The sequence below is a fragment of the Streptomyces sp. NPDC037290 genome (genome assembly GCF_055603245.1).
This window is the reverse complement of the sequence record NZ_JBVJVZ010000034.1, coordinates 18,171-37,957: the sequence shown is the minus strand read 5'-3', so window position 1 is coordinate 37,957 and position 19,787 is coordinate 18,171. Positions and strand designations below refer to the sequence as shown.

The window sequence follows — 19,787 nt, the reverse complement described above, 5'->3', positions numbered from 1 at the left end:
TTGCCGTCCGGCTCGCCGCTGGAGTCGATCTGGTCGTCACCGCCCTGGTTCGGACGGGTGGGCACCCAGCCCTGCAGCACACCACCGGCCGCGTAGTCGTCCGGGTTGTCCATCTTGATCGTGTACGTACGCCCGTACACCAGGTCCTCGGGCTTGACGTTGTTCGTCACGGTCGAGTCGAAGTAGTACTCACCACGCGAATTGGTGACCGTCGTACCGATCTTGTTCCCGTTGGCGTCGTACAGATTCACCGTGGCACCGGCGATCCCCGGCTCACCCGGATCCTGGATCCCGTTCTCGTTGGTGTCCTGCCACACCCGGTTACCGATCTGCAACGGCGCCTGATCACACAACACCTCAAGATCACCCATACCGCGCGTCTTGCCGAAGACATCGCTCAGGTAGAGACCGTTCGCCGGGTCCCGGGTGCCCGTGGTGCGGTCGACCCACGCCACGCCGCTGCCGGTCTTGATGATCGGGTCCATCGCGGTGAACGGGATGCTTGTCTCAACCTTGTCGAGGGCCACACCGCCGGAGCTGATCTCCTGGTGACCTCCAATGTTGTCGCCGGGATAGAACTCCTTGACATCCGTGTTCTCGTTGCCGTCGTTGGCGGGGGTGGCGTTGTTGGTGCAGCCGCCGTTGCCGTCCAGCACGAACATGTGGTTCCCGCCACGGCACGCCCGGTTGATGTCACCGCCCTGGAACGCGGTGGTCGCCGGCCAGGCGGCGGAGGTGGAGGGCAGAGCCCAGCCACTGCGGTCGGAGAAGCGGTCGCCGAAGCCGACCACCATGTCGCCGTTGGTCTCGAAGTTGATGTCGGAAAGCTCCGGCTCCGGATTCTCGATGTAATCGCGGGTGCAGGTTCTGCCGTCCTGGGTCTGGGGCCGGACGTTGGTCCAGGGATACCACCCGTGGCCGCTGCACCTTTCAGGGTCGGTGTCCTGGAGGCCGCCGCGGGGGAAGTTCAGCGGCTGGTCCATGACAGTACCGGTGAACTGGCCCGTGACCGGATCAAAGGTGTACACGACCGCCCGCATGTCGGCCTTGTTGCCGGTGGATTCCGCCGAACAGACACCGCCCACGTAGACCTTGCCGTCCTGAAGGCCAAGCCCGTACGGACGCCAGTCACCCGATGCCGCACAACCCGGGTTCGGGATGGCATAGGACGCCTTGGGGGCGGCCGCTGTGGCCTGCGTGGCGTCGTAGCGGTAGAGCCTGCGGTCGTGCATGTTGACGACGTACAGGTCCTTGCCGTCCGGACTCACATCCAGGTCGCCCAGCGATTCCTTGCCTACCGCCGGACCGAATGCCTCATCCATCGCGGCGCCGGGATTGTGCGCGGTGGTACCGGGGTTGGGGACCGTGGCCCACAGGACGGTCTGCTTGGTGGCCGGGTCGGTACGGTAGATCCCGCCAGGGCCGCCGGGACCGTACTTCGTGCCTCGCTTGGCGTACGCGGAAGAAAAGACCTGCTTCGTCACCTTGTTATAACCGATACCCCATACCGTCCCGGTCTGGCCGTTGTTCGCCAGATCGGTGGCAAGGCCGGCGGTCACTGTGGCATCGCCGCGCGCGTTGAACGGGAACGACGTCAGCGTCTTGTTGGTATCCGGCGCCGGCTTCGGAATCGTGGGGTTCTGGCAGGCGGTGACCAAGGTGGCGTTCTTCTGGCAGTAATCCTCAGGACTCCAGAACGAGGTCGTGACCTCCACGTTCTTCCCCGCGGACAGGTCGACGAACTCCACGTTCGACGACAGCACCGTCGGATCCAGCAGATCCGCCCGCGGCGAAGCGGCCCCGGGAAAATACACCTTCGGATCCGGGTTCTTCACCTCCACCCGATACTTACCACCACTCAAAGCCGTACCCGGCGACAGCTTCACCGTGCCGTCCGCCTGCGTCACACCGGTCACCGACCGACCCGCGTCGTCGGTGAGTGTGACCGTCACACCGGCCCAGCCCGGCTCCAGCGCCTGATCCCACTTCCCGTTCGCATTCACCTCCCGCACCACACGAATCGTCGCCGTACCATCCCCCGCATCGGCGGACGCCGGCGCCACCGCCGCAAAGAACCCCGCCGCCCCCATCGACACCGATAACGCCGCAGATAATCCCAAAGACATACCACCGGCCCAACGCCGGCGCTGCCGCCGCTCCATTGGCAACCCTTTCACCCGACTGGAAGCAAGACGATCCTTTATGAGGATCAGACACACCAGTTAAGATTTCGGCCGCCCCCTCATGTGACGAACGGACGAGCTGAAGGAGTGAACCCTCCCCCATGTGATAATCGGCATGGAGGAGGGGACGCTGCGACACTCCGGTTGCGGGTGCCCATGCCAGTGCGCGTCGGCATGCGCATGTACATGTGGGCAGGATGCCTGCGCCGCCTCACGACCCTCTCCGTACGGACACGCTAGCGGGCCGCATGAGGAAGTCCGCACGGAACCGTCCGCTCCACCCGCTTCCTTGCCGCTGTCCGGTTTGCCCGCACAGTGAGCCCGACTGACACGAGGGGCGGCGACGCTGCATGAGCCCGCCGGGGTGGCGGTCAGATCAACGCACTGACCGACACGCCCACTGGAGACACGGGAGTTGGCACGGCAAACTCAGTCGGTCACTTCCCTGAAGGCGACCCGCGGAAGCCGTTGGGCCTGGTCATGGACGATATTGGCCAGCAGGCTCTTCAAGGTGAGGGCCTGCCACAGGTCGATGGTGGTGAATTGCTGCCATCCGCGACCATCCGGCAGGTCGGTGTCGCTGAGTAGAGCCAACTGCCCATTGACCCGGACCACGTAGTGCTGCCCACGGCAAATGCCACGGGTATCCAGTGCCGCGGTCTTGACAAGGACTTCCGGGCACCAGGACAGGACTCTGATTTTCCGGCGTCCGCATCGATTCCAGATGGAACCACTCAGCTGCCCTGTGGGAATCGTATACCACCAGTCGCGACATCCCGGAACGGCCGCCAAAGCGGATGCCTCTCTTCCGTTTTCAGATACTGATACCGCACGCAGGAGGTTACGAATTGGATATGAGGCGCCCGAAGTTGCGGCACACATAGGTACTCTCTCTTACGTCGCAAGATGTGCGTAGAGGTGCGTCATCGTTTGCGAATCCGGTATCCGAACACGGATCCACATAGTAAAGTTCCAACCAATTTGAGTGGCTGACTATCTGTTGACACCGGCTCGAATGCTTCTTGGCGGAGGTGCGCCGGGCCGGTGTTTCCCTTGTATCCAGTCGGCCGCTGTGCCCACTCTCCCGGCCCTGGACCGCGACACCACCGAGCGGGCAGGCCCCGGTCAGCCACTTCGCTCGCCGGTCTGATCGCGGGTGATGGCGTGATGCCACCGCGTGCCGGCGGGGAATGAGCTGGTCGCGCAGCTCACAGGACATGATCGTGTGCTGGAGCGAGCGCAGGGGGTGCGTTCCACCGAAGCCATACGCCGCATGATTCCGCCAGCTCACCCGTACGGAGCACTCACAAGATTCCACGACAACGCGGCCCGCAGGTGCGTGACCAGGGAAAATTCCCATCACGAAGCTGTCGCGACTTGTACGAACATCATCCGAACGGGTGACTGACCGACAGTCCTCTTTTGATCTTTGACTACGGATTTGAAGAGCTGTGCGAACAGAGCGTCAGCCGAACAGGCCCAGCTGCCTGGCCGCCATGGAGCGTGCGTTGTCATGGAGGTAGACGCTGCGATGGTCGCCGGGGGTCCTACGGCACAGGTCCTCTGCGAGGCTTTGAGCCAGATCGTAGGGCCCGGCTGGCGGAGCGATGGCCTCAGCGTACGCAAGGAGGTGCTGAAGGGCACGCAATTCGCTGTTTCGAATGGGCAGGAACAGAACGCGATCGTCTCCGGAGACCAAAGCCCTGATGACGCGGTTCCGATAGGCGGCACCGTGAATTTCCGTGAAGCGGGCCTCATAGCTGCTATGGGCAAGCGGGCTGTGCTCCGGTCCTGGCGCATACTGCCTGAGCCTGGTCACCAAGTCATGCAGCTGGTCGAGGGCGGTCCGATAGAAAGGACGCTCGGCGCTTCCGGCTGCACCGGGGCACACCTGAACGGCGGAGACGAAGGCAGCCACTCGATCGGTATCCGGCAGCAAGCCCGCGTTGAGCCATCGCGCAGACTCGGTCGAAGGGTCGGCGCCGGCGGTCTTGCGGACGGTGCGATAGCACCATCCGGATGTGCCCACCCAGTGGAGGAACGACTCAGTATTCTCCTTGAAACTCGGCCAGGACTGCTTGAAGTGAATGCTTCCTTCGACATCGTCGTCCGTGAACGAACGTTCGTCACACATGGCATGAGCATAAATTGATGTGACAGGTAGTCCGTCGATCAGGAGTCGCTCCGCGACACCGACCATGTAGTGGCCCACGCCGTTCTCCAGATCATTCTGGAGCTCTTGCCATTCAGGGCCTTTTGCCATCTTCTTCACGCGATTCCTCCCGGAAAACGGCATACACCGGAAACATGATTCGACCATTGGACAGGCCGACGGCCATCAGGATTTTGGCGGTGACGGACCCACAAGAAGTGCGTGTGTATCTGGGCACTAGCACTCCCTGGCAGCTTGCGGGACCGGGAGGAACGCCCTCACGCCGATATGACGGAGTGGGGCGGGCAATACGAGTGATCACGCACGAAGGCGGAGTGCTCGGAGTCAAGGCGGCACGTGCAGCAGCGCCGTTCTGCTCGAGAGGGCACCCGCTCTGGTTCCGTGAGCAGACGACTGCGAAGCAACTCGAAGGGCAGACAAAACGTCTCCTGAAGATCCCACTCAGCAGGGTCGGCGCCCTTCCTGGATGCCGCTCGCCGTCATGCCGATGGACTCCCGTCCCACGTCATCGTCAGAACCGTTCTTCCGTGGGCTATGGCTTCCGGGGGAAACTCATCACCGCTCAATAGCCTCGCTCCAAGCGTCTGCTGCATCAATACGCCGACCACGGCCACAGTACGCACGTACATCACGCCAAAGCACTTCATTACGCTCTCTCGGGGTGGGGCCGTCAGATGTGGGGCCGATAAGTCGGATAACCCGCTTCAGGCCGCCGCCAGGGTGACGTGCGGACGAGGCGGAGGGGAAGGGGGCGAACCGGCGTGCAAGCAGGGCTTTCGGAACCCTCCCGAGAGGCTCGCGTAGACCCATGCGGGACAAGGGTGATGCATGGTGTGGGTGATGGACGTATGGCGCGGCTGGCGGATGCCTGGCAGGCTTTCGCAAGCCGGTCCGGGCGTCCGAGGTCCGTGTCCGAGGCCCGAGAAAGTGTCGTTCCTGCCCGGCGTCCGACCAGGACGACTATCTCGCGGCACGGTCAACCACCGTTAATTAGTAGGCTAATCGGTTGATTGGTGCGGGAATGTATTGGATGTGCCCACGAGACGATTCAATAATCCAAACATGAATGATCCGTTAGACGCCTTGATCGCCACTTACGCACACATGGCCGCCGCAGGCACGCATGCAACCCCCCAGCCGCAGGTACGGGTTGTCCTTCCCGATTCGCCGCCGGAAACCATGGCTACCTGCCATTCCTCCTCCGCACCGGCGCCTTTGTGTGAGAAGCCGGAGGAGACAGGCGGAAAGCCACATCAGGCCCGACACGGACTTGGCGCTTGAGCGTGACTCAGTGCCTGATCAGTGGCAGGCGCGAGACTGCAGCGCCTCTTCCAACTCCGTAAGTCGCTCGTGCAAGGCGGCGGCTCTCTGCACCCTGGGAAATGTCGCCAAACGTGAACGAATCTGCCTTATCGCCTTGGAAACCCCATGAGAACGGAGCCATGGGTAGTCTTCGGCGAACGCCGAAGCGTGTACACACGCTTCTTCGACACGACCCAGATCAAGCAGGAGATTGGCCAGGCGCGCCTGGGTAAGAGCCCGCACCCGCCGCTCATTGGGTGCACGCCACTGCACCGACCTACTGAAGGAAGTGACCGCAGCGTTTCTCTCGCCAAGTGCGTGGAGCGTCATACCCTGCTGATACTCGAATCCGGCTCTCGGATACGACGAGAACGGTCCTGCTGCTCCCGTCGTTCCGTCAAGGGCACGCTCGGCTACGGCCATGTCCTCGAGGGCATCGCGACTGTCACCGACGAGCGCATGAGCGTATGCCCGTTGCGCCAGTAGAAAGGCTCGCAGGTCACCGTCGTCCAACGTGCCACCGACACTGACAGCGGCATCCGCCAGGTCTACCGCATAGCGCGGTACCTCGAGCGAGGCTGCCTGGACACTCATCGCCCGTAACGCGATCGCACGTCCCCGTCGATCGCCTGCCTGTATCGCGATTTCCGAAGCGAGCAGGTAGTAGCGCTGCGCGAGCCCGTGGTGCCCCGCGTCTGCTGTCATGTCGCCCATGACGTGGGCCAGTTGTCCAACTGCGATCAGCAGGTTCGTACGCACCGGTGGCCGCATCAGCGAGGTGAGTAAACGTCCCACGTCGTCAGCTGCGTAAGCAGCCGGCACAGCTCGAGCATGGCCGCCCCCGAACTGTTCTTTGTACGAGACGAAGGAGTCGATCATGGCATGCATGAGTCGCGCCTCGACGGGGACGGCCCGCTGTCGTCCGCTCCCCTCCGCCGTCCATGCCACCTGTTCGCCTGCTGCTGAATCTGAGAGAGCAGCACGGTCCTTGGCGTCCACCAGAGTCTGGCGGTAGATGAGATCGAGTAGGGCGGAACGGCGGGCCGGGTCGGCGTCAATCCTGGCAAGGGCAAGGAGTTTTTGTACGGGGTCTTCCCGCTCCGCCGACACAAAGTCGAGGATGCCCGTCTCCTGCGAGTCCGGTCTCGGGAGAAGTCCGGTATCCGCCGCTCGTACCAGGCGACCGATGCGGCGAGTCAGCGTTTCGGCGACCAAGTCCGGCACGGGTGGCCTGGGGCAGGATCCGGCAAGCCAATGAGCAACCGTGGTCCGGTCGTAATGGAGGCTCAAGCTTTCCGAGCGGCCGATCAAGTTGACAGCCCTGGCAAGGTCAGCGGCGCTCCAGTCCGCCTCCGCCAAAAGGGCTCCGAGTCGTACGTTTCGCTGACGTTGGCGAGGCACCAGGCGCCTCCATTCCCCAGTGGCCTGCTCACGCCTCCGCTGCAGAGCAGGGTTACCAAGTCTGCGTAGCCGGGATACCACCTCGGCAGGTGTGTTTGCGACATCTTTAGTCGATTTCAAGACATTTACGGCGGAGCCAAGATCCTTGTCCGGGACACGACGAGGCTGCTGTTGGGAACGGTCGCTCAGACAGGACCGACAGGCTGGCCACGCGACCCACCTCGCCTTCGAAGGCGGGCGGCCATCGAGCGGAGATGCTGCGACCGTGGACGGGTCAGGTACGTACGCGATCCAGTCCCAAAGTACACGCCATCAACTGTCCTGAAGTGGCCTGTTCCTGGTTGACACAGCTCGGTACGCACCCGAATCAGCCTGAACCGGTCACGGCGAGGCACAGCCCCGCGTGTATCCGCCCCTTGAATCCGCTGAGACACCGAGCCTCGGACTACGCATCCCTTCTCGTAGAGCCGGCGTGGCGGCCAGTTCGTACGCAGCAGGTGGTGATCCACCGGGCTCACGGGGCTGGGCTCGCGAGGCCGGACCCGCGCGGTCGGCCTCACGCGGAGTCTCACGTCCACTCTGCCTCAACGGACGAATGCGATCTGGTGGCCGGCCGCCACGGCCGAGGATCCGCGGGCTTGTAGGCGCGACTGGCAAGGCGCGGCGTCGGTATTCATTTCTGACAGCCGGGCGCCCTTCCGGGGTGACCTGGTCTTCGCGCATACCCGGGCCTGTGTGCTGCCTACATGCTCGAACGCCATCCCGACGTCGCTCACGGACCCGTTCTGCCGGCTGGCAGTCGCGTTGGATCCGGTGTTCTCTGCCCCTCTTCCATGCCCACTCCGGTCGAACACGACACCCGGTGCATAACCAAGGAAGGATGGATCACCGCCTCACCCCCGCCCTGCGAACAGGTATGGCTGAACCGGTTCGTGCGTACGGATTGCCTCTGGCGCAAGTGCTTCGGCGGGCAGCTCCTTGCCTGGCGAACCAGTTCGGCGATGGGGTGTCGTCAACCGGGTCGGACCAGCCGGAAGCGGGTTCGGGCCAGCCCGAAGCGGTTCGGACCACGTACGCCTGTCCCCGCCCGGACAGAGCGGCACGGAAGTCTGCTTTGTGGCCGTGTCCGCATCAGCCACCACCACCGGCGGCACGCGTCCTTGGGGAACGACACGGCTTCGATCACCCAGACGTCGGGGCCTGACTGCGGCACCAGCCGCTCGACGATCCGCTGCCGCACCCCTACGAGGCACCGAGACGAACACATTCACCACGCATAGCGCCGGCGTCACCCGGTCACGGTGCACTTCATGTGCGTCCGCACACTCACTTGGCTGGCACCAAGATGAGCGAGGCAGCGCGCCGGACGGGGATCCACCGCAGTTCATGTCGCCTGCAGAGTTCCGTGACACGGCCCGGCCGCGAAGAGGCCCTCGAGCTGTTCTCACTCATCGACAACACTGAGGATCGGCGCTCCTGCAGATCGAGGGAGCCGAGGCGGTATGCCATCGCCGCCCGATCGTAGGCCGGTGCCTGCATTCGGTGCTGGGGACCAGCCAACGACGTGGGCATGGTAGGGGGCTGACCAAGGATGAGCGGCTCACGATGAAGCACCGCGCCACCTCTTGCCTGTTCCAGACAAGGCGGGCTCCGATGGCCATGAGGTTCATCTGCGGGAAACGGCTGAAGGCTGGACTCGGACGCCTCAACAAGCGGTCTTAGGGCAACCGTCGAGGTCGGCAACTGACAGCGCTGAGAGCGCCGGCGCGGCGTCCTCAAGGTGTTCCGCGCAGCCATTGGCTTTACTCTCGACACACGAGACCATTAGAGATCTATATTATTCTGTAGCGATTTGCCCCATCTCGAAATCCCGGCACCTGCCGGGCCGACGCCCTGATGGAAGTGAGTCTGATGTCGAGCAAAAGTACCTCGCAGCCTTAGCGTCCAGGCACCTGGCTGTCTGTGCTGGCTCGTGCGGATGCCATCAGTGGCCAAGGGTGATGCAATCTACGTCCACAGCATCTGGGAGGGAGCCGTTGCCTCCCTCAAGGCCGGCTACCAGTCCTGTGCTGTGGCAAGTTCACCGCTGAAGGCTCTTCAGCGGTTCTGCCCATCGCTGCGTCTCGGGGGCGCGGCGCTCGACCCGCTCTTCTTCTCGGTCCCTGCCGAGTGCCGATGACTACGTTGGGGTGAAGAAATGCCATTAACCCCCGAGGACGTGCGGAACAAGCAGTTCACGACCACCCGTCTCCGCGAAGGCTACGACGAGGACGAAGTCGATGCCTTCCTCGACAAGGTCGAAGCCGAACTGACCCGCCTCCTCCGCGAGAACAATGACCTGCGCGCCAAGCTGGCCGCTGCCACCGGGCCCAACGCGAAGATGCAACAGAACGCCGACATGCCCGCAGTGCAAGATCAGCACCTAAGCAATCGAAGCCCCAACCCGCTACCCGCCGGCGTATCCGGCGCGCCGCAGCAAGTGGGGAGCGTGTCTCAGCTGCCGAGCAGCATCCCGCAGCTGGCCGCCGAATCCCACGGCCAGGGCAGCTCGCAGGATTCCAGCCCGATGCGTCAGAACGCGGGCAGTCCCGGCGGCGACGGCGCCGCGCGCATCCTCGCGCTGGCTCAGCAGACCGCCGACCATGCCATCAGCGAGGCCAGGACCGAGGCCAACAAGATTCTCGGCGAGGCTCGTATCCGCGCCGAGGGCATCGAGCGTGATGCCCGTGCCAGGGCCGACGCTCTGGAGCGGGACGCCCAGGACAAGCACCGCGCCGCCATCGGTTCTCTGGAGTCCGCCCGCGCAACGCTCGAGCGCAGGGTCGAAGACCTGCGCGGCTTCGAGCGCGATTACCGCTCGCGTTTGAAGTCGTACCTCGAGTCGCAGCTGCGCCATCTGGAGCTTGAGGCCGATTCACCACCCCCCTCACGCAACCAAGCCGCCTCATCCATGACCCCTTCCATCACTCCGTCTGGCGTAAGCGCCTCCTACGGCGGCAATGAGGCGATGGGCGGCACTCCCCCGCCGCCGCCTCCGCCCCCTCCGCCCTACGGCGGCCAGCAACACATGAGCGCCGCGAGGCCACAGCACACGGCCCAGGCCCGCCCACAGGGTCCGTCGCCCATGGGGCAGGCACCGTCGCCGGTGCACGGGTTCCTGATCGAGCAGGAGGACGACTGAGACCGGGCCTCTTCGACAGCGGCGTCAACACCTTCTTGCAGGGCCTCGGACTTCGGTCCGGGGCCGCCGACTCCCGGCCTCGGCATCGGGTCTCGGACCAGAGGGCCATGGTCCACGTCCACGCCACATCAGTGCGCGCACGTACGCCTGACTACCCGCAGACGTGCGCCTCATCTGGTCGCACAAGGGCGGCCCTGGGGCCCAGCACGTCACGCGGAGGGGAGGGGAGTGGTGTCGTCAATGGGTGCGTGACCAGGGCGGATGATGCTCTTGGTCGGAACTGCTGGATAAAGCCTGACCTCTGCATCCAGTGATTCACAGAATGTGAATCGTCGGGCAGACTCTCGGACATGGCACGTCTCATCAGAAAGTCAGCTCCTCCCACGAGGCCATTGCTCAAGGCCCCCGTTCGGATCGGTGTGGTCGACGCCGTGGGTCTGATTGGTGAGTTGCGGCAGTTGCACGAAGACGCCGACGACGAGAACGTCGGCCGGATGCCGGCTGACGAGGAGCTCTTCCAGGCCCTGCTGTATCTCGAAACCCACGCGGGTGCCTTGAAGAGCGAGGAGCAGCAACGCACGGCCGCGATCGCACGCGTTAAGTTGTGGGAGTACCTACGCGAACAGGCTGACGTCCATCAGGCGAAGGCCGTTGAGGATGCCCGTGCCGCCCACGCGGAGTGGGCTGTGCTCGCCGAGGCTCTCGCCGTGAACACGCCCAGTGCGGCCTACAACAAAGCGAAGCGTCTGCGTGCGGCAACGCTCACGGACCCCGAGCGCGGCGATCGGCCGGTACGCCGAACTCCTGAGGCCGTTCTCGAAGCCGAGCGTCGTGCTGCTGCCACCGCCGCAGCCGAACGCCGTGCCCAGCAGGAGGCGGCACGCCGCCATGCGCTGCTGGTGCCGGTTGCGCAACGCCTGCTGGAGCACCGGGAGGGTCTCGACGACGATGAGGACGTCACGTTCTGGCTGGACCAGATCGCCGCAGTGCTTCCTGACTGTGAGACAGCAACCCAAGTCGTCAGTCTTGGAAGGTACGTGGAAGCCCTGGTCAGGGAACTGAGGAGGAGCGAGCGGGAGAGCGCACGGCCTGCGGCGAGAACCATCGAGGCCGGTCTCGCCTACGCGGCTGCGTCGGCAGTACTCCCCGAGAACACAGTGCGCCATGGCTCGGGCGCTCGTACATCTTTCTGAGCAGTACGTCGCCCGGCCTCCGTACCCCGTACGCAGGCCGTGTGACGGCTGTCTATTACGGCGTAATAGACAGCCGTCACCTCGACGTCCCACGATCGGCTATTACGGCGTAATAGGCTCCGCCAACCGGTTCCTCCCGCCTCGCACCACCACAGATCATCTAACTAACGTGTCGATGCTTCCATCGACCGTGAACGTTAGTAAGGTGTCATCATGAGTTCGCCAGCCACCTCCAACGACCGCGAGAAGGTCGTCTCCAAGCTGCCGGGATGGCTCCGGCAGAACCTCAAAGTCAGAGCCGCGCAGCACGGCATCGAGATCCAGGCAGCCGTCGAACAGGGCATCAGAGACTGGTGCGGTCTCGCCTCCACCCCCACGACTGTCGACACTTCGGGGGCCGACTCCTTTTCCACCTTCCTGCCACCCGGTCAGTGGGATGAGTTCCGTCAGGTAGCCACCGACCGCCGGGTCTCACTGATTCAGGGCCTGGCCCAGTCCGTCCAACTATGGCTTGACTTCAACCCGGCTCCGGATGTCGCACGACCTGAGATCACCCGTCGCATCATCGTCTGCAACCAGAAGGGCGGCGTCGGCAAGACGGCAATCACCGCCGGTCTGGGTGAAGCACTTGCTGAAGACGCCAACAGCCTGCATGCCGTCCGGGTGTCCAAGGCTCTCGCAAGAGCCTTGCGTGCCAGCGACATGCACTCTGACGAGGAGTCCGCCGGCGACGATCCCCTGGACATCGAGAACCTGCCCGGGCTCGGACTCCGCGTCCTCCTCGTCGACTTCGACCCGCAGTGCCATCTCACCAATCAGCTCGGCGCGGCGCCGTTGCCGATGAACGGTGACAGCCTCACCAATCACATGGCAGGCGATCCCAAGGGGGACCTCCGCGATCTCGTCGTCTCCATCGATGACGACGCCTTCGGGGGCCGACTCCACCTTCTGCCCGCCTGCAACGACGCCTTTCTCCTCGACGTCCGCCTGTCCGCCGTACGGGCCAGGGAAGCAGCGCTGGAACGGGCCCTCGCGCCACTCGAACCCGACTACGACGTCATCGTCGTTGACTGCCCACCCAGCCTCGGCCTCAGCATGGACGCCGCGGCGTACTACGGTCGCCGCCGCGACGGCGAAAAGTCTGGCCAGTCCGGCGCCCTGATCGTCGTGCAGGCCGAGGACAGCTCGGCCGACGCCTACGAACTGCTCACCACGCAGATCGACGATCTGCGCGGGGACCTCATGGTCGACATCGACTACCTCGGCATCGTCGTCAACCTCTATGACTCCCGCCGGGGTTTCATCGCCACCTCTTCGCTCCAGGGGTGGGTTGACATAAAGGATCCACGGGTCGTCGGGCTCATCGGCGACCTCAAAGAACAGAAAGAAGCAGTACGAATGAAGCGGCCCCTTTTGTCCTACGCGCCCAAGTCGCAGCAGGCGATCGGCATGCGCGCAATGGCCCGGGAGATCGCATGAGCAAGGCCGACCAACTGGGAGCCGGACGCTTCGGCGGCGGTGTGCGTCCCGTGAGCGCACGCCGCCAGGCCGTCGCAGCCGCGACGGGAGTGCCTACCGACGGTGTCGCCCCGCCCACCGAACTTCCCCCGGACCGCATCAGCCTGAACCCGGACAACCCCCGTTCCACCCTCGGTGACCTCACCGATCTGGCAGGCAGCCTGAAGACTCACGGCCAGAAGCAAGCGATCACGGTCATGAACCGTGACGCCTATATCAAGGTCAACCCGGACCGCGAAGCGGACCTCGAGCCAGACACCACCCACGTCGTGGTGGACGGCAGCAGCCGCCTCGCTGCTGCCCGAGAAGCCCAGCTCGCCACCGTCAAGGTCATGGTCAGTGACGATCAGGGTGCCAACTCCGAAGAAGTCCTCGAATCCGCCCTCGTCGCCAACATCCACCGCCAAGACTTGCCGGAACTTGACGAAGCCCGAGCCCTTCAGCGTCTGTTGGCTATCCATGGCAGCCAGACCGCGTTGGCCAAGCGGCTGCACCGGTCCCAGGGGTGGGTGTCACAGCGCCTCGCTCTGCTAAATCTCACTCCCGAACTGCAGGCCCGCATCGGTGATGACCCCATCGACCTTCTGCGCGCTGTCGCTAGCAAGCCAGCCGAAGAGCAGGAAGCAGCACTCGAGCGTCTGAGAGAGGAGCGGGCCAGGAAGGATGAGGAGAGGCAGGCGCAGAAGAAGCCCCAGAGCGAGGCGCCGCCCCGGAAGCGGCCCGACGGACCCGACAGCTATTACGGCGTAATAGGGGCCGCCGAGTCGACCGGATCGATTCAGAGTGGCCAGACGGAGCCGCCCGCAAGTGATGGGGGAGGTCAGCAGGTCCGGACGGCGGACGGCTATTACGACGTAATAGAGGGACACAACCCCGAGGCTTCGCCCTCGAACGATCAGTCGAACCAGGCTGCTGCCACAGCGCAGCAGCCGGTACCAGAGCCGCGGACGGAAGCGCCCACGGCTCGCGACGTGGAAGAGATGCACATCGGCCTCCAGGTCCGCAAGGTTCCGTACAACGAGCCTGGCAGTTTGGCGATGCTCCTCGACGTCAAGATCGAGTCCGACGATGTCTTCTTCGATCTGCTCCGGCTTTTGGGCACGAAGGCTCTGAAACGGAATCCCTCTCGATTCGAGCAGCTGGCTCGCTCCTTCACAGAGCAAGCCACCGAGCGGACCACCTGAACGCGTAGCTTCGAACGATGGGTCGGCTCTGATGTCAGAGCCGGCCCATCTGCGGTTGTGCGCTCGGCAGGGCACCAACGCCATGAACCGTGGAGCACCGGCCATGTGAAACGGTCCCTTCCCCGCGAGCGGGGAAGGGACCGGCGCAATACTATGCGTGCTGGTACCGGCAGGGTTCCGCAACCCCGCACGCCGCCACAGGGGTTGGTGGCCGGTGGTGCAGGTGCCGGTCCAGCAGTTCAGCAGGTCCTGGAGGGAGTCGAGGATCTGGTAGAGGTCCTTCGAAGTGGTCCAGGCCCAGGCCGTGCTTGAGTTCGCGGTAGTCGTGCTCGGTCCACCAGCGGACCCTTGCCGGCCGAACCATCGGGGTGTCGTCGAGCAGGTCGGACAACCAAAAGCGGGTCGGTTTGTCCTCAGCGTCGGGCCATTCGGCCAGCAGCCGCACCTCGGGCAGGACGCCGTCCCACCGGCCGTGCCCGGACACCGCGGCCGCCTGGGCCAGCCGACGCAAGCGCACCCCGGCCGGCCGGACCCGCATCACGAGGAAGCGCGAGGTCATCGGGCCCCGGGAGCCTTCCCGCCAGGTCACCTCCTGGAAGGCTTCCCGTCCGGCGGCCGCGGCCAGTTGCGCCACCGCCATTGCCGGCTGCCGGTAGGGAACCGGCCGGCGCCCGTTGCCGGTCCAGACGGGCGGCGGGGACCGCCTCGTAGGGCTGGATGGTGATATCGCCTCGGATGCCGACCACGTACGCGTGCCCCCGCTCGGCCAGAGCGGCGCGGAAGTCGGCGTTCTGGCCGTAGCCCGCATCGGCCGCCACCGGCGGTACCAGTCCCCATCCGGCCAGTTCGTCCAGGGCGTCCAGTGCCAGGCGCCACTTCTCCCGGTGCCCGACGTCTCCCGGCACACCGGTCCGCCGGCGCCGGGCGGCGTCTTCCGTCCACTCCCGGGGCAGGAACAGCCGCCAGTTCAGCGTGCACGAGGCCGCATCGACGACCGCGTGCACGCTGACCGCGACCTGGCAGTTGGCCTGCTTGCCCAGCGCACCGCAGTACTGAGGAGCCACCCCCACGGACATCCTGCCGTCCTTGGGGAACGACACGTCGTCGACTGCCCAGGTGTCCGGGCCGATCTGCGGCACCATCCGTTTCGGTGATCCGTCGGCGCACCGGCACGGGATCCTACGCTGACTGGTTCACGAACTGCCGCAGGATTTGCTCGTTGCCGTCCGGCAGCCGTGAGGCCATGGCCTGGATGGACTTGCGGCGACCGTCCATCATCAGTCCCCCGCAGATAGCAGTCGCTCTTGGCCCGCTGGTCCTTGCGCGGCACCGAGGCGAACACATCCGCCACGAATAACGCCAACGCTGAACGAAGACGCCTTCCTTCTACCAGGCAGCGAAGTCGTCATAGACCCTTCATGGGACGCAGATCCTCCAGCTCGTTGAGGCCATGCACGACAGGACGACTGACGTGCGATGGGCCGTGGACATATCAGTCCTGCCTCCGCCCTGCTCGGGGCGCTGCAGATTACCCACGGACAGCAGGCGGTCTATGTGCCTGGCCACACGGTCAACCGGATGTCCGGTGCCTACCGGGGGCGGGGGAAAGACCGGCGCCAGGGACGCGCGGCCCATCGCCGATCAGGCGCACATGCCTCGGGACTTCCTCCTCTGCACACGCCTTCTGAGTTGGTCTCCACGCTCCCATCCCCCTGCCAAACACATGCAGGACTGACGGCTGGAGCAGGCCTTCAACTACTCCGGGTCAATGGGCCGGTCACCGCGTACGAAGTGGTGATGGAAGCTACGCATGCCCAGCACACGGCTCTGCCTGGGGGGAAGCGGCCTGTGAAGTTGGTCCGCGCCCTCAAAGGACTGGATGAGCGGATCAAGGACAACGAGCGGGAGAACCGCGAGGCTTTCCGCACCGACGATCGCGCTGCGATCGCCGCGTCCCTGCCCGCCATGGGTCCCATCCTCGGCGCGGAGTTCATTGTCGTTGTCGGCGACCTGTCCGGCCATCTGTGTAGGCCGGCTGGTCAACGACGACAAGTACGGTGCCGTGTTCGGCCTGCAGCTTGTCGAAGGCCTTCTATCCGACCGGGGTCAACGCAGTTACGTGGTACTCGTCCTTGCCTACGTCCAGACCCCGATAGATATCGACGGTCCCGTCCTCGTTCACGTGATCCCTGCATCCCGACTACGAACCGTCCCGGCCTGCCCGCGGCATCACCGTGCCGGCATCCACGTTACAAAGAGCCTGCCTCATCCCGTACGGGTTTGGCACCCATGCCCCTGATCAGCGGTCTGCCGATTCCTCCGCGACCCGAGACAGGACCCTCTCCATCAGGACAGACTGGGGACCTGAGTCATGCCGAGACCGGAGGCCGGGAGCCCCGTTGTGGGGACACGAAAAAGGTAACTGTGACACAAACGGGTCCCAATCCTGTGGACCGGGGCAAGAAGGGCTCGGAGATCCACTTGATCACCGAGCGGACCGCTTTACCCCTCTCGATCGGAATCTCCGGCGCGAACCTGCACGACAGCCAGGCTCGAGCCGCTCGTGCGCGGCATCCCCCCATCCGCTCCCGCCGCGGCCCGCGCAGGCGACGCCCCGCCAAGCTGCACGCGGACAAGGGATACCACTACGATCACCTGCGCCACGGCTACGCAAGCGAGGCATCCGGTACCGCACCGCTCTCAAAGGCATCGAGTCGTTCACCGGCTCGGCCGACATCGCTGGACGATCGAGCGCACGATGTCCTGGCCGGGCAGCTGCCGCCGTTGAACCGCCGTTACCACCTGAAGGCCGAGCACTTCCTGGCCTTCAGGCCATCGCCTGCAGCCTCGTCTGCCAACGCAGACTCACCAGGTGAGACGACGTTCAACGCCCGAGCACAGCAAGACCGTTGCTGTTGAGAAACCCACCTGTGATGTAGCGGGCCTCGGGCGAGGCAAGGGGTACGACATTGGCCGTCGCACCCTACCGTCCCAACTGGTGTGCAAGCGTGTGGTTCCAGCCCATCAGGGCCGCCTTGGCGGCTCCGTGGGCGCCGTTGCCCCCAGCGCGGCGACGGAGCCGATGGTGATGACACGGCAGCCGGAGCAGGCCATGCGCGGCAGCAACCCTTCGGTGAGCAGCAAGGCCGGCAAGACATTGCTGTCGAAGACCCGGCGCCACTGCTGGGCGACTTCTTTCAAGTCCCCACAGAACCAGCCTGACGGGCTGCCGGGTGCAAGACCTCTGCCCGCTGCGCGAGAACGGTGGCCCTGTCGCCCTCCCGGGCGATGCGCTCGGCGATGGCCTGTCCGATACCGGTGCTGCCACCGCTGACCACCACGACACGCCGCACTCCGCCCATAAGGCCCCCTCCCGTATGCGCTAGTCGATCACCACCCTGCCACGGCCGTTTCTATCCTCCGGCCGGAATGCGAGATGCTCCGGAGTGACCGCCGCCACGGCCACTCGACAGCGGTCTTGAAGCAGTCGTCACCGTTGTCCAATCGGTGAACCGCCGGTGCGCGATCGGCCACGAGGAGCCGAAGGCCGGCCGCGGCTGCCACCAGGTGCAGCCCGCCGTGGACACGAAGATGATCGCTGCCAGCACCTCACGATCCCCATACCAGCGTCGGCCGCCGCCCCGGGGCCGAGTTCGAGCAGGCGGGACCGCCCGCTGGGTCAGCTTCAAGTCGTCCGCCACCATGCGCTCGACCATCACCACACGGTGCAGATCACCCAGCACTCCACATGAGACGACGTCTCAAGTGCTCCACCGTGGCGTCATACGTGGATCTCCTGAGCGGCCGACTGGAATGCAGGCAGCAGCCACCCATGGCCCGGCAAGTCGAAGAATCGATGGAGCGTGATCAGCCCGGCGGTATGCAGCGCAGTCATTTTCGCGCAGCCCACGCGATGGCCGAGCCATTTCCCTCCGCGCTGCTCTCCCGTGCGCAGCCGGGCTAGCTGGCCGTAGCCGACTCGAGTGTGAAGCCAAGCGCGAGACCCAAGTGCTGGGCTCTTCTTCGCCCGGCGGCGGATGTCGGTGCCCCCGTGGCAGACAGGTTGTCCATGACCACGTAGCTCGGTGCGCCGTCGGGCCGGGCGATTCACCGACTTCCACGGCATCCACGTCCACTCCCGCCGCTGGGTCCCACGCCGACGACAGGGCCTCTCCCCAAGAGCCCTCGATGACATCTGGTCCTGTGAACCGGCGGCGCTTGCGGGGCTGAGGCGATGCCCAGGTGCGGTGTGGCTGGGCAAGTTGCTGACTGAGCTGGTGCGTTGGTGTGCACCGGAGTGTTGCGAGAGGTTCAAGGAGAGGCCGTCGCCCAAAGCGGCTCCGATGCTCCGCCAACCGGATGAGTAGCACGTCCAATCGGATGACTAGTACGTCAGCCCGACATCGGGGGCGCCCTCATCTATATGCCGGTTCTAGATATTGGTTAATGGTCGTGACGATGTCTCCGTCTCGCTGCCCTGTATGGCGGCACTTTCCATACGAGAGGAATTCTTCGAATAGCTCCCTTATGGACGGAATGTTAGGCCAACACCCCGCGAAAGATGGATGCAGTCGACGGGCAGTAGTGGTCAGTGCAGAAAAACCAAAGTGAATGGTAGGGAAAAAAGTGTTGAACGGCACACCATGGTCGCGAGTTACCTCACCCTCGCGAGCCCGCTCGCTTTATCCATTAATGATCCCGCTGGTCTCCATGGCCATGGTCTCCATTGCTGCGGTTCCGTCCAGCGCTGCCAATCAAAATGGCCCGCTCCCTATGCCCAAGGCTCAGGCTTTCGATGGGGAAAAGCCTCTTTCGTCGATCAAAGAGGTTACCAACCTTTGCAAGCAGGGGAAAGGATGCAGCTTCACGGTTGATCGGGTACAGGAGTACAGGGGAGGTGTCATTTCGGTAGGTGACTCATATTTGAACTGCACCAGTAAAGTAATCTACGTTACTCGGAGCTTCTCCTACCAACCGACGATCACCGACAACATTGGAGGGGACATCTCTGGCACAGCAATCAAGACGGGCAGTGTTGAAAATACGTCGCAGGTCAATCTTTCCGGTACCGCGACGGGAGACCAATCTGTGCGACATACGCATGAGACCTTTGTTCCTAACTGGGGGGACCAGATCTCGAACAGCAGGGATGAAAGTAAGACAGAGGGGCGATTCAGCGGTACCATTTCTGGCTACACAGAAGGCAGCCAAACCGCGGAGAAGTCGTTCGAGAATTCGGCGACCCGCAGCTACAACAGGACTTGGGAAAATAGCATCTCAAGTGAAACTGAGATTTCACCGTCCGTTCATTCAGGCGATGTTCTGACGGTAGGTTACGTGGGTGCAGGGCATCGAATCACTGGCACGTTGAAAGCCGTCGGTACCAGCAAGTATGTGAAGAACGTGACGTTCGATGAGCCATCATTCGCAGAAGCAAGTGCATTTGTCGCACAAACCTATACTGCTCCGAAGGGCTCCTGTAACAACAACCGTCCCACAGGACGAGCCGCCCAGCTCTTCAAGGTGCTGGGCGCAATGAACGCAAAGCCTCGGGGCGCCGTTGTTGGGCGGAAGAAGTGATTGCTGAGCTGGAATGAACCGCACGCTCACCCACTGCATAGCCGACATCGCCCTTACGACGACGACCATGGG

The 19,787-nt window shown here is 64.1% G+C and carries 11 protein-coding genes and 4 pseudogenes; 7 read left to right on the top strand and 8 right to left on the bottom strand.

Going from position 1 to position 19,787, the window contains the following annotated elements; genetic code table 11:
• From ACZ7HQ_RS41375 to ACZ7HQ_RS41360, 4 genes are all read right to left on the bottom strand, one after another.
• Positions 1–2,162, bottom strand: a 2,162-nt coding sequence (locus tag ACZ7HQ_RS41375; RefSeq protein ID WP_471001673.1) for an SdrD B-like domain-containing protein, incomplete at its 3' end; no start/stop codon positions are given.
• 450 nt (positions 2,163–2,612) lie between these two features.
• Positions 2,613–2,798, bottom strand: a complete 186-nt coding sequence (locus ACZ7HQ_RS41370) for a hypothetical protein (RefSeq protein ID WP_471001670.1) — start codon at positions 2,796–2,798, stop codon at positions 2,613–2,615.
• Positions 2,799–3,648: 850 nt separating this feature from the next.
• Positions 3,649–4,455 (bottom strand): hypothetical protein, encoded by an 807-nt coding sequence (locus ACZ7HQ_RS41365; protein WP_471001667.1) that lies wholly within the window; start codon positions 4,453–4,455, stop codon positions 3,649–3,651.
• Positions 4,456–5,655: 1,200 nt separating this feature from the next.
• The gene (locus ACZ7HQ_RS41360; protein WP_471001663.1) at positions 5,656–6,882 is read right to left on the bottom strand and encodes a hypothetical protein; all 1,227 of its coding nucleotides are present in this window, start codon (positions 6,880–6,882) and stop codon (positions 5,656–5,658) included.
• A 2,374-nt stretch (positions 6,883–9,256) separates the two neighbouring features.
• Here ACZ7HQ_RS41360 and ACZ7HQ_RS41355 point away from each other — a divergent pair.
• The 4 genes from ACZ7HQ_RS41355 (at position 9,257) to ACZ7HQ_RS41340 (ending at position 14,135) form a co-directional block, all read left to right on the top strand.
• Positions 9,257–10,240: a DivIVA domain-containing protein gene (locus ACZ7HQ_RS41355; RefSeq protein ID WP_471001660.1), complete on the top strand. Its 984-nt coding sequence runs from the start codon at positions 9,257–9,259 to the stop codon at positions 10,238–10,240.
• 350 nt (positions 10,241–10,590) lie between these two features.
• Positions 10,591–11,433: a hypothetical protein gene (locus tag ACZ7HQ_RS41350; protein ID WP_471001657.1), complete on the top strand. Its 843-nt coding sequence runs from the start codon at positions 10,591–10,593 to the stop codon at positions 11,431–11,433.
• A 213-nt stretch (positions 11,434–11,646) separates the two neighbouring features.
• The gene (locus tag ACZ7HQ_RS41345; RefSeq protein WP_471001653.1) at positions 11,647–12,912 is read left to right on the top strand and encodes a ParA family protein; all 1,266 of its coding nucleotides are present in this window, start codon (positions 11,647–11,649) and stop codon (positions 12,910–12,912) included.
• Positions 12,909–14,135 carry a ParB/RepB/Spo0J family partition protein gene (locus ACZ7HQ_RS41340; protein WP_471001650.1) on the top strand — a complete coding sequence of 409 codons (1,227 nt, stop codon included), beginning with the start codon at positions 12,909–12,911 and terminating at the stop codon, positions 14,133–14,135. The genes ACZ7HQ_RS41345 and ACZ7HQ_RS41340 overlap by 4 nt, the downstream gene beginning before the upstream one ends.
• A gap of 151 nt (positions 14,136–14,286) precedes the next feature.
• Here the strand turns inward: ACZ7HQ_RS41340 and ACZ7HQ_RS41335 are convergent.
• Positions 14,287–15,528: pseudogene (locus ACZ7HQ_RS41335) on the bottom strand (IS701 family transposase).
• 33 nt (positions 15,529–15,561) lie between these two features.
• Between ACZ7HQ_RS41335 and ACZ7HQ_RS41330 the strand changes: the two are divergent.
• Positions 15,562–16,082 (top strand): annotated as a pseudogene (locus tag ACZ7HQ_RS41330) (IS110 family transposase); the annotation flags it as partial.
• A 486-nt stretch (positions 16,083–16,568) separates the two neighbouring features.
• Positions 16,569–17,011 (top strand): annotated as a pseudogene (locus tag ACZ7HQ_RS41325) (transposase); the annotation flags it as partial.
• Between the two features lie 148 nt (positions 17,012–17,159).
• Here the strand turns inward: ACZ7HQ_RS41325 and ACZ7HQ_RS41320 are convergent.
• The 3 genes and pseudogenes from ACZ7HQ_RS41320 to ACZ7HQ_RS41310 form a co-directional block, all read right to left on the bottom strand.
• A complete protein-coding gene (locus tag ACZ7HQ_RS41320) occupies positions 17,160–17,336 on the bottom strand; it encodes a hypothetical protein (RefSeq protein WP_471001647.1) in 177 nt (58 codons plus the stop codon).
• A complete protein-coding gene (locus ACZ7HQ_RS41315; RefSeq protein ID WP_471001643.1) occupies positions 17,333–17,497 on the bottom strand; it encodes an SDR family NAD(P)-dependent oxidoreductase in 165 nt (54 codons plus the stop codon). The genes ACZ7HQ_RS41320 and ACZ7HQ_RS41315 overlap by 4 nt, the downstream gene beginning before the upstream one ends.
• 135 nt (positions 17,498–17,632) lie before the next feature.
• A pseudogene (locus ACZ7HQ_RS41310) lies at positions 17,633–17,851 on the bottom strand (transposase); the annotation flags it as partial.
• Positions 17,852–18,845: 994 nt separating this feature from the next.
• Here ACZ7HQ_RS41310 and ACZ7HQ_RS41305 point away from each other — a divergent pair.
• Positions 18,846–19,715 carry a hypothetical protein gene (locus tag ACZ7HQ_RS41305; RefSeq protein WP_471001640.1) on the top strand — a complete coding sequence of 290 codons (870 nt, stop codon included), beginning with the start codon at positions 18,846–18,848 and terminating at the stop codon, positions 19,713–19,715.
• The last annotated feature ends 72 nt before the right edge of the window (positions 19,716–19,787 follow it).

What these genes read in the sequence shown, in the direction of transcription:
- ACZ7HQ_RS41350 (WP_471001657.1), top strand. Translation starts at nt 10,591, where the DNA reads ATGGCACGTCTCATCAGAAAGTCAGCTCCTCCCACGAGGCCATTGCTC.
- ACZ7HQ_RS41340 (WP_471001650.1), top strand. Translation starts at nt 12,909, where the DNA reads ATGAGCAAGGCCGACCAACTGGGAGCCGGACGCTTCGGCGGCGGTGTG.
- ACZ7HQ_RS41355 (WP_471001660.1), top strand. Translation starts at nt 9,257, where the DNA reads ATGCCATTAACCCCCGAGGACGTGCGGAACAAGCAGTTCACGACCACC.
- ACZ7HQ_RS41345 (WP_471001653.1), top strand. Translation starts at nt 11,647, where the DNA reads ATGAGTTCGCCAGCCACCTCCAACGACCGCGAGAAGGTCGTCTCCAAG.
- ACZ7HQ_RS41315 (WP_471001643.1), bottom strand. Translation starts at nt 17,497, where the DNA reads ATGGGCGGAGTGCGGCGTGTCGTGGTGGTCAGCGGTGGCAGCACCGGT.
- ACZ7HQ_RS41305 (WP_471001640.1), top strand. Translation starts at nt 18,846, where the DNA reads ATGGCCATGGTCTCCATTGCTGCGGTTCCGTCCAGCGCTGCCAATCAA.